Source organism: Pseudorhodoferax sp. Leaf267, from assembly GCF_001422405.1.
Taxonomy (GTDB): Bacteria; Pseudomonadota; Gammaproteobacteria; order Burkholderiales; family Burkholderiaceae_C; genus Pseudorhodoferax.
In genome coordinates, this window is sequence record NZ_LMMV01000010.1 from 1 (window position 1) to 12,817 (window position 12,817).

10 protein-coding genes are annotated in these 12,817 nt (G+C 69.7%); 7 read left to right on the forward strand and 3 right to left on the reverse strand.

Translation table 11 applies throughout. The annotated features are described in order from the left end of the window. Positions 1–141: 141 nt before the first annotated feature. The 3 genes from ASF43_RS11725 to ASF43_RS11735 all read right to left on the reverse strand — a co-directional run bounded on the left by ASF43_RS11725 (position 142) and on the right by ASF43_RS11735 (position 3,769). A complete protein-coding gene (locus ASF43_RS11725) occupies positions 142–843 on the reverse strand; it encodes a hypothetical protein (protein WP_156373289.1) in 702 nt (233 codons plus the stop codon). A gap of 146 nt (positions 844–989) precedes the next feature. Continuing rightward, positions 990–1,454, reverse strand: coding sequence for a DUF1854 domain-containing protein (locus tag ASF43_RS11730; protein WP_056180819.1), 465 nt, complete (start codon positions 1,452–1,454; stop codon positions 990–992). Then, complete coding sequence (locus ASF43_RS11735) at positions 1,451–3,769, reverse strand: ABC transporter ATP-binding protein (protein WP_056180822.1); 2,319 nt, start codon at positions 3,767–3,769, stop codon at positions 1,451–1,453. The genes ASF43_RS11730 and ASF43_RS11735 overlap by 4 nt, the downstream gene beginning before the upstream one ends. 110 nt (positions 3,770–3,879) lie before the next feature. Here ASF43_RS11735 and cphA (ASF43_RS11740) point away from each other — a divergent pair, with 110 nt between their 5' ends. From cphA (ASF43_RS11740) to ASF43_RS11770, 7 genes are all read left to right on the forward strand, one after another. Then, positions 3,880–6,108, forward strand: a complete 2,229-nt coding sequence (gene cphA, locus ASF43_RS11740) for a cyanophycin synthetase (protein ID WP_235578230.1) — start codon at positions 3,880–3,882, stop codon at positions 6,106–6,108. Positions 6,109–6,149: 41 nt separating this feature from the next. After that, on the forward strand, positions 6,150–8,732 hold the full coding sequence (gene cphA / locus ASF43_RS11745) for a cyanophycin synthetase (protein ID WP_056180899.1): 2,583 nt from the start codon (positions 6,150–6,152) through the stop codon (positions 8,730–8,732). A gap of 77 nt (positions 8,733–8,809) precedes the next feature. Continuing rightward, on the forward strand, positions 8,810–9,550 hold the full coding sequence (minC, locus tag ASF43_RS11750) for a septum site-determining protein MinC (RefSeq protein ID WP_056180824.1): 741 nt from the start codon (positions 8,810–8,812) through the stop codon (positions 9,548–9,550). A 32-nt stretch (positions 9,551–9,582) separates the two neighbouring features. Further along, a complete protein-coding gene (gene minD, locus ASF43_RS11755; RefSeq protein ID WP_056180826.1) occupies positions 9,583–10,395 on the forward strand; it encodes a septum site-determining protein MinD in 813 nt (270 codons plus the stop codon). A gap of 5 nt (positions 10,396–10,400) precedes the next feature. Further along, positions 10,401–10,661: a cell division topological specificity factor MinE gene (minE, locus tag ASF43_RS11760; RefSeq protein ID WP_056180829.1), complete on the forward strand. Its 261-nt coding sequence runs from the start codon at positions 10,401–10,403 to the stop codon at positions 10,659–10,661. Positions 10,662–10,671: 10 nt separating this feature from the next. Further along, entirely contained in the window at positions 10,672–11,145 is a 474-nt protein-coding gene (locus ASF43_RS11765) for a CreA family protein (RefSeq protein ID WP_056180832.1), read from the forward strand. 7 nt (positions 11,146–11,152) lie between these two features. Next, positions 11,153–12,784: an MFS transporter gene (locus tag ASF43_RS11770; protein WP_056180835.1), complete on the forward strand. Its 1,632-nt coding sequence runs from the start codon at positions 11,153–11,155 to the stop codon at positions 12,782–12,784. Positions 12,785–12,817: the final 33 nt, after the last annotated feature.

Consider the following 12,817-nt stretch of genomic DNA (forward strand, 5'->3'; position numbering starts at 1 on the left):
CATGCTCAACCACCGTCCGCGCAAAATCCTCAACTTCCACTCCCCGCATGAAGTGTTCTCACAACTCACTGCGGATCTCATTGCCGGCGTTGCACTTCAAGTTTGAAACCGCCTAGCCCCGGGCGCGCCGCGGCCCGGCTCTCAGATGCCGGTGGTCTTCTTGGCCGACGGGTCGGCGTAGGTGACGGGCCCGTCGGATTCCTTGGGCGGGTTCAGCACCAGGTTGCCGTTCTGCGCCACGTCGATGGCGTTGCCGCCGGCCCGCCACAGGGACTGCAGGAACTCCAGCAGCTTCTTGGAAATGGGCTCCTTGGGCGGCTCGGGCGGCTTTTCTTCCTCGACCTTGGGCTTCTCGGTCCAATCCTTGGACGTGGCCTCCTTGGTGCCCGTGGGCTCGTCCGGCCCGGGTTTCTGGCCCGTGGACAGGTACTTGGCCATGGCTTCGGGCGACTCGGGCTTTTGGGCGGCGCTGGCCTTGGCGGTTTCTTCCTCCATGGCGCGCAGGCCCTGCACGCCGCCGGCCGTGGACGGTTCGCCCACGGCACCGGGCCGCGGGCCGGCAGCGCTGGCGGCCACGAAGACCGCGCCGGCGGCGGCGCCGGCCTGCGCTTCGGCCTCGACGCGCCCGCTGCGGATCAGCGCATCGGCCTGCGCCGACAGCTCCACGCGGATCGACGGCTCGGGCGCCGTGACGGCTGCGGCCTGCTCCTGCAGCACGCGGGTTTCTTCGCGGGTGGCACGGGGCACCGTGCCGGTGCTGGCAGCTGCGCCGCCGGCGGCCGGCTGCGAATCGGCGCCGAAGGACGGTCCGTTCACAGTGCGATCAACAGAGGGCAGTTGCATGGCGATTACCAGGGCTGGGGGCGGTGGCCGGAACAGGTTTTCCAGGCCTCGCATTTCTTAACGGCAGAACTGCAGCGCAATTTAGGCCTATTTGTCTGCCCAGGCCAAAATTTTTCACGCTCGCGGGCCGCACATGGCCCCGGTGCCTACAGGAACCGGTCGAGCAGCCGGCGCGAGGCCCGGTCCAGCGCCTGCCGGTCGCGCACGATGTAATGCACGCCCTGGCCGCTGGCGATCAACAGCCCGGTCGTTCCAAGGCGTCGGATGTCTTCCTCGCTCTTGAGCACGAACTCCGTCTGGCCGCGGTCGGTCTCCACGGTCCAGACGCTGGGCGTGGAGAACGTGGACACGCTGACCAGGCGCAGCACTTCGGGCTGGAATTCGCGCGCGGCCAGTTCTTCGGCGATCAGGCTGCGCAGCGGCCCTGGCAATCCATCGAGCCGATCGATCCAGGCCAACTCATGGCCGTCGGTGCTGACCAGGGACAGGCCTTCGTCAGGCGCGGCCAGCGGAAAGGCGCGCACGGGGACCACGCCGACATGGGCGGCGCCACCGGCTGTATGGAAGACCAGCTGGCCCATGGCATTGCGTTCGAGGCGGAAGTCCATCATGCGTCTCCCGCGGGGTGGGCCGAGTGGGTGGGCGGCGGCCGGCGCTCCTCCGCTTCCTTGTCGGCATTGGCGTCGACGCGGCGCACCTGGGCTTCGTACAGACGCCAGTAGGCGCCCTGGCGCGCCATCAGTTCGTCGTGCGGGCCGACCTCGACGACCTGGCCGCGGTCCATCACCACCAGCCGGTCGGCCTTGCGCAGCGTGGACAGCCGGTGCGCGATGGCGATCGTGGTGCGGCCCTGCACCAGGTTGTCCAGCGCTTTCTGGATCTCCTTCTCGGTCTCGGTGTCCACGGCCGAGGTGGCCTCGTCCAGGATCAGGATCTTGGGGTCGATCAGCAGCGCGCGCGCGATCGAGATGCGCTGGCGTTCGCCGCCCGACAGGCCCTGGCCGCGCTCGCCGACCAGCGCGTCGTAGCCCTGCGGCAGGCGCAGGATGAACTCGTGCGCATGGGCGGCGCGCGCGGCCGCCACGATCTGGGCGCGCGAGGCGTTGGGCAGCCCATAGGCGATGTTCTCGGCGATGGTGCCGAAGAACAGAAAGGGCTCCTGCAGCACCAGGCCGATGTGGCGCCGGTAGTCGGCTACGCGGTAGCGGCGCACGTCGGCGCCGTCCAGCCGGATCGAGCCATCGGTCACGTCATAGAAGCGGCAGATCAGGTTGACCAGCGTGCTCTTGCCCGATCCGCTGTGGCCGACCAGGCCGATCATCTCGCCGGGCTGGATGGTCAGCGACAGGTTGCGGATGATGGCCCGGTTGCCATAGCGAAAGCCCACGCCGTCCATCTGCAGCCGGCCCTGCAGGCCGCCGTGCGCCGGCGCCGGCAGCGGGTCGACCGGCTCGGGCACGCTGGAGACGTGGTCCAGGATGTCGAAGATGCGCTTGGCGCCTGCCGCCGCCTTTTGCGTGACCGAGACGATGCGGCTCATGGAATCGAGCCGCGAATAGAAGCGGCCGATGTAGGCCAGGAAGGCCGTCAGCACGCCGACCGTGACAGCCTGGTGCGACACCAGCCAGATGCCGAAGGCCCAGACCACCAGCAGGCCGATCTCGGTCAGCAGCGACACGGTGGGCGTGAACAGCGACCAGACCTTGTTCAGCCGGTCGTTGACCTCCAGGTTGTGCTGGTTGGCTTCGCGGAAGCGCTGGGCCTCGCGCCGCTCCTGCGCGAAGGCCTTCACGACGCGGATGCCGGGAATGGTGTCGGCCAGCACGCTGGTGACCTCGGACCAGACGCGGTCGATCTTCTCGAAGCCGGTGCGCAGCCTGTCACGCACGACATGGATCATCCAGGCGATGAACGGCAGCGGCACGAGCGTCACCAGGGCCAGGCCGGGGTGGATGGAGAACAGCACGGCCGCGGTCATGGTGATCATCAACACGTCGGTCGCGAAATCGAGCGCATGCAGCGAGAGGAACACACAGATGCGGTCGGTCTCCGAGCCGATGCGCGACAGCAGGTCGCCCGTGCGCTTGCTGCCGAAGTAGTCCAGCGACAGGCCCAACAGATGGTCGAACGTGGCCGTGCGCAGGTCGGCGCCGATGCGCTCGGACACCAGGGCCAGCAAATATGTGCGCCACCAGTTCAATGCCCAGCCGAACAGCGCGGCCGCCAGCAGCCCGCCCAGGTAACCAAGCACAACAGAGGTTTCGATCTTCTGGCCGTTCTGGAACGGAATCAGCACATCGTCCATCAGCGGGATGGTCAGATAGGGCGGCACCAGTGTGGCCGCGGTGGAGGCCAGCGTCAGGATGAAGCCCAGCAGCAACTGCATGCGATACGGATGGGCGAAGCGCCACAGCCGCAGCAGGACCCAGGTCGATGGCGGTGTATGCAACTCGCGGAAGCAGACATTGCAGACGTCGCTGTCGGCAGGCAACGGTGCCTTGCAGGTCGGGCAGACGGTAATGTCCTCGTCCAAATCGTCCGCAGGCAGATCGCGGCGTTCGAAATGGCGCAGCAGGCGCAGGGCCTGCGGATCGACCGCGAGCGTGAAGCGCCAGCGTGCCAGGCGCGCCTGGCCGTCGTGCAGCTCCAGCGTGCCCACGCCGGCATGGTCGGCATGGCGCAGGCCCAGCGCAGGCGTGAGCGGCCAGCTGCGCACCGCCGGGGGGTGGCCGGCGCCCGCAGGCTCGATGCTGACCAGCCGACGGTCGGTCAGCGCCAGCAGGCCGGCGGCAAAACGCAGCTCCGCATCCAGGTCAACCGACAGAGTGGCTGTTACGTTTTCAGCGCCTGCCAGTTGCGCATGCAGCGCAGACTGGAGCATCGAAGAACTGTCGCTGGAGACCTCGACCTGATGTGGATGATGCATAACGAACGTAGAGGGCGGGGCATTCTCGCCGAAGCCACTGGCGACGGCCGGGGGCTACAACGGGTCAGACGCCAGGCTGGCGGCCTCCCATAACGCGACACCCCGCAACCATGACGACAAGCACCCTGGCCGCCAAGGCCGACATCCAGATGCTGCGCATCAACTACCTGCGCGGCCCCAACATCTGGACCTACCGGCCTGCGCTCGAAGTCTGGCTCGACCTGGGCGAGCTGGAGGACTTTCCCTCGCACCTGCTGCCCGGCTTCACCGAGCGCCTGGTGGCCATGCTGCCGGCCCTGGTCGAGCACCACTGCGGCGTGGGCGAGCGCGGCGGCTTCCTGCAGCGCCTGGTCGAAGGCACCTGGGCCGGCCATGTGCTGGAGCACGTGGTCATCGAGCTGCTGAACCTGGCCGGCATGCCGACCGGCTTCGGGCAGACCCGCAGCACCTCGCAGCGCGGCGTCTACCGCATGGTGTTCCGCGCGCGTGACGAGCAGGTCGCGCGCACGGCCCTGGCCTGCGGCCACCGGTTGCTGATGGCGGCCATCAACGGGCAGGAATTCGCCGTGCCGGTGGCTGTGGCCCAGGTGCGCGCCAAGGTCGACGACTGCTACCTCGGCCCGAGCACGGCCTGCATCGTGGCCGCGGCGGCCGACCGCGGCATTCCTCACATCCGGCTGAACGACGGCAACCTGGTGCAGCTGGGCTACGGCGCGCGCCAGCGCCGCATCTGGACGGCCGAGACCGACCGCACCAGCGCCATCGCCGAAGGCATCGCCCAGGACAAGGACCTGACCAAGAGCCTGCTGGCCTCGTGCGGCGTGCCCGTGCCCGAAGGCCAGATCGTGGACAGCCCCGCCGCCGCCTGGGAGGCCGCGCAGGACATCGGCCTGCCGGTCGTGGTCAAGCCCTCGGATGCCAACCATGGCCGCGGCGTGAGCCTGGACCTGACCGAGCAGTCCGACATCGAAAAGGCCTTCGGCGTGGCCGATGCCGAGGGCAGCGAGGTCATGGTCGAGCGCTACATCCGCGGCGACGAGCACCGCCTGCTGGTCGTGGGCGGCAAGGTCGTGGCGGCGGCGCGCGGCTCACACCTGGCGATCACGGGCGACGGCCGGGCGACGGTGGCCGAGCTCATCGAGCGCCAGCTCAACAGCGACCCGCGACGCGGCGACGCCGAGGAGTTCCCCCTGGAGACCATCCGCCTGGACAGCGACGCCGTGATGCGCCTGCTGCTGGAGCGCCAGGGCCTGGACGGCGCCTCGGTGCCGGCGGCTGGCCGGCGCGTCATCGTGCAGCGCTCGGGCAATGTGGCGCTGGACTGCACCGACGACGTGCACCCCGAGGTTGCGCACGCCGCCTCGCTGGCCGCGCGCGTGGTGGGCCTGGACATCGCCGGCATCGACCTGGTGGCCGAGGACATCTCGCGCCCGCTGCAGGCGCAGCGCGGCGCCATCGTCGAGGTGAATGCCGGCCCCGGCCTGCTGATGCACCTGAAGCCGGCCGAGGGCGCACCGCGCCCGGTGGGCCAGGCCATCGTCGACCATTTGTTCGCCGAGGGCGAGAACGGCCGCATCCCCCTCGTCGGCGTGGCCGGCACGCTGGGCACCAACACCATCGCGCGGCTCGTGGCCTGGCTCATGCACCTGGGCGGCCTGCGCGTGGGCGTGGCCTGCACCGACGGCCTGTTCCTGGACAGCCGGCGCGTGGACCCGGCCGATTGCGCCTCCTGGGAGGCCGGCCACCGGCTGCTGATCAACCGCTCCATCCAGGCCGCCGTGCTGGAGAACAGCCCCGGCTCCATCCTGCGCGACGGCCTGGCGTACGACCGTTGCCAGGTCGGCATCGTGACGGACCTGGGCGGCGCGTCGCAACTGGCCGACTTCGACATCCAGGACAGCGACCAGCTCAGCCGTGTGCTGCGCACCCAGGTCGACGTGGTCCTGCCCGAGGGCGTGGCCGTGCTGAACGCGGCCGACGCGCGCGTCTCGGCGCTGGCCTCGCTGTGCGACGGCCAGGTGATCCTGTACGGCAAGGACGCCGCGCTGCCCGCCATCGAGGCGCACCGCGCAGCCGGCGGCCGGGTAGTCGTGCTGCAGCAAGGCCAGCTCGTGCTGGCCCAGGGCAACCAGGTCACGCCCGTGGCCGGCCTGCCCTACCTCACGGCGCGGCGCGGCAAGCACATGCGCGACGACAAGCTGGTGTGCAGCGTGCTGGCCGCCGTGGCGGCAGCCTGGGCGCTGCAGATCTCGCCGGACCTGATCGCCGCCGGCCTCAAGACCTTCGAACTCGACCCCGAATCGACCAACCGCAGCGCCAAATCGCTGGCGGCCCGCTGATGCCCTCCTCCGCCCCCTTCGTGCAAGCTCAGGACAACACCATGCACATCTCACGCGTGCGCGCCTTGCGCGGCCCCAATCTGTGGAGCCGGCACACGGCGCTGGAGGCCATCGTCACCTGCGCGCCGCCCGAGCGCTCCATCGTCGACCTGCCGGGCTTCGAGATCGCCGTACGCGTGCGCTTCCCGGCCATCGGCACGCTGCGTTCCGGCCCGAACACCGGCCCGGTTGCGCTGGCCCATGTGCTGGAAACCGCCGCACTGGCGCTGCAGGCCCAGGCCGGCTGCCCTGTCACGTTCAGCCGCACGGCCGCCACGCTGGAGCCCGGCGTGTACCAGGTCGTCGTCGGCTACAGCGAGGAGGCCGTTGGCCGCCGCGCGCTGGTGCTGGCCGAGGCGCTGATCCAGGCCACGCTGCAGGGGCAGCCCTTCGATGTCGACGCCGCCATCGCCGAGCTGCGCGAGCTGGACGAGGACGAGCGCCTGGGGCCCAGCACGGGTTGCATCGTCGAGGCCGCGGTGGCGCGCGGCATCCCCTATCGCCGGCTCACACGCGGCTCCATGGTGCAGTTCGGCTGGGGCTCGCGCCAGCGCCGCATCCAGGCCGCCGAGCTGGACGCGACCAGCGCCGTCTCGGAATCCATCGCGCAGGACAAGGACCTGACCAAGCGCCTGCTGCACGCGGCCGGCGTGCCCGTGCCGCTGGGCCAGCCCGTCGCCAGCGCCGAAGAGGCCTGGGCCGCGGCCCAGCGCATCGGCCTGCCGGTGGTGATCAAGCCGCAGGACGGCAACCAGGGCAAGGGCGTCACGGTCAACATCGTCAGCCGAGAGCATCTGGACGGCGCTTTTGCCGCCGCCCAGGAATACGGCGACGTGCTGGTCGAGAAGTACCTGCCAGGCTGCGACTTCCGCCTGCTGGTGGTCGGTGACCGCCTGATCGCCGCGTCGCGCCGCGACCCGCCGCAGGTGACGGGAGACGGCGTGCACACGGTGCGCGAGCTGGTCGACATGGTCAACGCCGACCCGCGCCGCGGCGACGGCCACGGCACGGCGCTGACCAAGATCCGCTTCGACGACATCGCCGTCGCGCGCCTGAAGGTGCAGGGCCTGGAGCCCGACTCGGTGCCCGCCAACGGCCAGCGCGCCATCCTGCGCAACAACGCCAACCTGTCCACCGGCGGCACGGCCACCGACGTGACCGACGACGTGCACCCCGCCATCGCCGCGCATGCGATCGCCGCCGCGCAGATGGTGGGCCTGCACATCTGTGGCGTGGACCTGGTCTGCGAGACCGTGCTCAAGCCGCTGGAGCAACAGCAGGGCGGCATCGTCGAGGTCAACGCCGCGCCCGGCCTGCGCATGCACCTGCTGCCGTCCTTCGGCAAGCCGCGCAACGTGGGCCAGGCCATCGTCGACACGCTCTACGGCCCGGGCGAGGACGGCCGCATCCCGGTCGTGGCGGTGACCGGCACCAACGGCAAGACCACCACCACGCGCCTGATCGCGCACCTGATGACGGGCGCCGGCCTGCGCGTGGGCATGACCAACACCGACGGCGTCTACGTCGAGGGCCGGCAGATCGACAGTGGCGACTGCAGCGGCCCCAAGAGCGCGCGCAACGTGCTGATGCACCCCGACGTGGACGCTGCCGTGTTCGAGACCGCACGCGGCGGCATGCTGCGCGAGGGCCTGGGCTACGACCAGTGCCAGGTGGCCGTGGTGACCAACATCGGCGCGGGCGACCACCTGGGCCTGAACTACATCACCACGGTGGAAGACCTGGCCGTGCTCAAGCGCGTGATCGTGCAGAACGTGGCGACCACGGGCTACGCCGTGCTGAACGCGGCCGACCCCAACGTGGCGGCCATGGCGGCCACCTGCCCGGGCCAGGTGATCTTCTTCGCGGCCGACCGGCACCACCCCGTGATGGCCACGCACCGCGCCCAGGGCCGGCGCACCGTGCATGTGGACGGCGACGCCATCGTGGCGGCCGTGGGCTCGTGGCGCGAGAAGATCGCGCTGCGCGACATCCCGATCACGCGCGGGGGCAGCATCGGCTTCCAGGTCGAGAACGCCATGGCTGCCGTGGCCGCGGCCTGGGCGGCAGGCCTGTCCTGGGACGCCGTGCGCCGCGGCCTGGCCAGCTTCGCCAACGACGCCGACAACGCGCCGGGCCGCTTCAACGTCATGGACTACCGCGGCGCCACCGTGATCGCCGACTACGGCCACAACCCGGACGCCATGCGCGCCCTGGTCTCGGCCGTGGACGCCATGCCGGCGCGCCGGCGCAGCGTGGTCATCAGTGGCGCGGGCGACCGGCGCGACGAGGACATCCGCGAGCAGACCGCCATCCTGGGCGACGCGTTCGACCAGGTCATCCTGTACCAGGACGCCTGCCAGCGCGGCCGCGCCGACGGTGAAGTGCTGGGCCTGCTGCGCCAGGGCCTCAAGAGCGCACGCCGCACGGGACAGGTCGAGGAGATCCACGGCGAGTTCAAGGCCATCGACCATGCGCTGGCCCAGCTGCAGCCGGGCGACCTGTGCCTGGTGCTGGTGGACCAGGTCGAAGAGGCGCTGGCGCACCTGGCGCGGTGCGTGGACGAGGCGCAGACCCTGCCCGCCTGAGCCGCCGATCACGGCAGATGCGGATTTTTGGCGCCAGGGTGCGCGCTAAAATCCGCCCTTTGTCGAAACCGCCCCCCATGTCCGCTGCACCCGCAGGGCACGCACGTGCCAGCTTCGACTTGAAGAACGCCAGCCTGCCGTTGATCTCGGTGGTGCTCAAGACATCCAACCTCGCGTCGCTGTCCCAGGAACTGCAGGCCCGCTTCGGCGACACGCCGGGCTTCTTCGACAACGACCCGGCCGTGGTCGTGCTGTCGGCGATCGAGCAGGACTCGACGCCGCTCAGCTTCAGCGTGCTGCTGACGCTGCTCAAGCACTACCGGCTGCGCCCCATCGGCATCCATGGCGGCAGCGCCGCGCACCGCGAGGCCGCCGCTGCGGCCGGCCTCATGGACCTGCCCGACATCTCCTCGTCCGCCGTGGCCATCGCGGCCAGCGAGCCGCCGGCCCCGGCACCCGTCGCTCCGGCCGCTGCGCTGCATCCTGCTGCCGGCACGATGGTGGTCGACCGGCCGCTGCGCTCGGGCCAACAGGTCTATGCCCGCAACGCCGACCTGATCGTCCTGTCGGTCGTGAACTTCGGCGCCGAGATCATTGCCGACGGCAACATCCACGTCTACGCGCCGCTGCGCGGCCGTGCCATCGCCGGTGCGCGCGGCAACGCCAACGCACGCATCTTCAGCACCTGCATGGAGGCCCAATTGGTCTCCATCGCCGGCATCTACCGCACCAGCGAAGTGGCCCTGCCCAACGACGTGCAGGGCAAGACCGCCCAGGTGCGCCTGCTGGGCGAGAGCCTGGTGCTCGAACACCTTTGAACAAAATCCTCAATGAAAAGGACCTCTACTCCATGAGCAAGATCATCGTGGTCACCTCCGGCAAGGGAGGTGTGGGCAAGACCACCACCAGCGCCAGTTTCGCCTCCGGCCTGGCGCTCAAGGGTTTCAAGACCGCCGTGATCGATTTCGATGTGGGCCTGCGCAACCTGGACCTGATCATGGGCTGCGAGCGGCGCGTGGTCTACGACCTGATCAACGTGATCCACAACGAGGCCAACCTGCACCAGGCGCTCATCAAGGACAAGCAATGCGAGAACCTGTTCGTGTTGGCCGCCTCGCAGACGCGCGACAAGGACGCGCTGACGCAGGACGGCGTCGAAAGGGTGCTCAAGGACCTGTCCGAGATGGGCTTCGACTACATCGTCTGCGACTCGCCGGCCGGCATCGAGGTCGGCGCGCTGATGGCCATGCACTTTGCCGACTACGCGCTGGTGGTGACCAACCCCGAGGTCTCCTCGGTGCGCGACTCCGACCGCATCCTGGGCATGCTGGGCTCCAAGACCAAGCGCGCCATCGAAGGCCTGGAGCCGGTCAAGGAGCACCTGCTGATCACGCGCTACAACCCGGGCCGCGTGGCCGACGGCCACATGCTGTCGCTGACCGACATCCAGGACATCCTGCGCATCCCGCTGCTGGGCGTGATTCCCGAGTCCGAAGCCGTGCTGCAGGCCTCCAACCAGGGCGTGCCGGCAATCCACGGCAAGGACACCGACGTGGCCGAGGCCTACAAGGACGTGGTCGCCCGCTTCCTGGGCGAAGACCGCCCGATGCGCTTCGTCGACGCCGAGAAGCCAAGCTTTTTCAAGCGCCTGTTCGGGAGGTAAGCGGCATGTCCTTCCTGTCCTTTCTGCTCGGCGAGAAGAAGAACACGGCCAGCGTCGCCAAGGAACGGCTGCAGATCATCCTGGCGCACGAGCGCACCGGCCGCAGCGTGATCCGCCCCGACTACCTGCCCGCGCTGCAGCGCGAGCTGGTGGCCGTGATCTCCAAGTACGTGGCCATCAATCCCGAGCACATCAAGGTCAACCTGGAGCGCCAGGACACGCTGGAAGTGCTCGAGGTGAAGATCGAACTGCCCGAAGCGCGCTGAAACCCCAACCATGCGTGCCTGGCTGCTGCTCCTGAGTTCCGTTCTGCTGCTGGCCTGCACGCGTGCCGACGCCGAGAAGGTCGGCGAGGTCGACACGGCCTTCCAGTGGATCGGGCCGAACCACAAGATCGTGGTCGACGCATTCGACGACCCCAAGGTGCAGGGCGTGACCTGCTACATCTCGCGCGCACGCACGGGCGGGATCTCCGGCGCCGTGGGCCTGGCCGAGGACAAGGCCGAGGCATCGATCGCCTGCCGCCAGGTCGGCCCCATCAGCGTGCCGCAGCCGCTGCCGCAGCAGGAAGAGGTGTTCAGCGAACGCATGTCGGTGCTGTTCAAGCGCCTGCGCATCGTGCGCATGGTCGATGCCAAGCGCCATGCGCTGATCTACCTCACGTATTCCGAACGGCTCATCGACGGCTCGCCGATGAACGCCATCACCGCCGTGCCGGTCGACCGCGCGACCGCCCTGCCGGTCAAGTAACCGGCCCATGCCCCCCGAAGAGCGCCCCTCGATCCTGACGCCGGACGAGGCCTCGACGCCCGACGCCGACCTCTCCGCCCTGGCCCCGCTGCGCTGGCCGGTGTTCCGCATGCTGTGGCTGGTCTGGCTGGCGTCCAACGTCTGCATGTGGATGAACGACGTGGCGGCGGCCTGGCTCATGACCTCGCTGACCACCTCGCCGGTGTGGGTGGCGCTGGTGCAGACGGCCGCCACGCTGCCGGTGTTCCTGTTCGGCCTGCCCAGCGGTGCGCTGGCCGACATGCTGGACCGGCGGCGCTTTTACATCGGCACGCAGTTCTGGGTGGCCGCCGTGGCGATCCTGCTGTGCATCGCCGTGCTGACCGACACCATGAGCCCCCCGCTACTGCTGGCGCTGACCTTCGCCAACGGCATCGGCCTGGCCATGCGCTGGCCGGTGTACGCGGCCGTGGTGCCCGAGCTGATCCCGCGCGCGCAGCTGCCGGCCGCGCTGGTGCTCAACGGCGTGACGATGAACGCCTCGCGCATCATCGGCCCGCTGCTGGCCGGCGCACTGATCGCCAGCCTGGGCAGCCACTACGTGTTCGTGCTGAACGCCGTGCTGTCGGTCGCCTCCGGCTTCGTGCTGATGCGCTGGAAGCGCGAGCACAAGCCCGACCCGCTGGGCCGCGAGCGGCTGTGGAGCGCGATGCGCGTGGGCCTGCAGTTCGTCGGCCAGTCGCCCCGGCTCAAGGCCGTGCTGCTGCGCATCGCGCTGTTCTTCTTCCACTCCACGGCGCTGATCGCGTTGCTGCCGCTGGTGGCGCGCGGCCTCAAGGGTGGCGACGCCGCCACCTTCACGGTGCTGCTGGCCTCCATGGGCATGGGCGCCATCGCCACGGCCTTCCTGATGCCGCGGCTGCGCCAGGCCTTCCCGCGCGACCGGCTGGTGCTGTACGGCACCTTGCTGCAGTCCAGCGCGACCCTGGCGGTGGCCGTGGCGCCCAACGTGGCCGTCGCCGTGCCGGGCATGTTCATCGCCGGCATGGCCTGGATCGCAACCGCCAATTCGCTGAGCGTATCGGCCCAGCTGGCGCTGCCGGACTGGGTGCGCGCGCGCGGCATGGCCATGTACCAGATGGCCATCATGGGCGCCAGCGCCTTCGGCGCCGGCCTGTGGGGCCAGGTGGCCTCGATGACGGCGGTGCAGACCAGCCTCGTCGTCGCGGGGCTGACGGGCGCCAGCGCGATGTGGCTGGCGCAGCGCTTCGTGGTGGACCTGCAGATCGAGGAAGACCTCTCGCCCTCGCACGCGCTCAAGGTGCCGGTGGCCGAGAAGCCGCCTCTGGCCGGCCAGGTGCTGGTGACGATCGACTACCGGATCGACCCGGCCCGGGCCGAGGACTTCGAGCGCACCATGCAGGACAGCCGGCGCAGCCGCCTGGCGCAGGGCGCGCTGTCCTGGCACCTGCTGCGCGACATCGCCGACCCGGCGCATTACACCGAGCAGATCACCGACGAATCCTGGACCGAGCACCTGCGCCGCTTCGACCGTGTGACGGGCTCGGACATCGCGCTGCGCGAGCGCAAGCTGGCTTTCCACGTGGGCGAGGAGCCACCGCGCGTGACGCGCTTCGTGATGGACAGCCCGCACGGCTGACCGGTAAACGCAGGTAAAGGTGGGGCCTGCCAG

Excerpts from the sequence above, each read along its gene's own strand:
- ASF43_RS11725 (WP_156373289.1), bottom strand. The coding sequence starts at position 843 with ATGCAACTGCCCTCTGTTGATCGCACTGTGAACGGACCGTCCTTCGGC.
- ASF43_RS11730 (WP_056180819.1), bottom strand. The coding sequence starts at position 1,454 with ATGATGGACTTCCGCCTCGAACGCAATGCCATGGGCCAGCTGGTCTTC.
- ASF43_RS11735 (WP_056180822.1), bottom strand. The coding sequence starts at position 3,769 with ATGCATCATCCACATCAGGTCGAGGTCTCCAGCGACAGTTCTTCGATG.
- cphA (WP_235578230.1), top strand. The coding sequence starts at position 3,880 with ATGACGACAAGCACCCTGGCCGCCAAGGCCGACATCCAGATGCTGCGC.
- cphA (WP_056180899.1), top strand. The coding sequence starts at position 6,150 with ATGCACATCTCACGCGTGCGCGCCTTGCGCGGCCCCAATCTGTGGAGC.
- minC (WP_056180824.1), top strand. The coding sequence starts at position 8,810 with ATGTCCGCTGCACCCGCAGGGCACGCACGTGCCAGCTTCGACTTGAAG.
- minD (WP_056180826.1), top strand. The coding sequence starts at position 9,583 with ATGAGCAAGATCATCGTGGTCACCTCCGGCAAGGGAGGTGTGGGCAAG.
- minE (WP_056180829.1), top strand. The coding sequence starts at position 10,401 with ATGTCCTTCCTGTCCTTTCTGCTCGGCGAGAAGAAGAACACGGCCAGC.
- ASF43_RS11765 (WP_056180832.1), top strand. The coding sequence starts at position 10,672 with ATGCGTGCCTGGCTGCTGCTCCTGAGTTCCGTTCTGCTGCTGGCCTGC.
- ASF43_RS11770 (WP_056180835.1), top strand. The coding sequence starts at position 11,153 with ATGCCCCCCGAAGAGCGCCCCTCGATCCTGACGCCGGACGAGGCCTCG.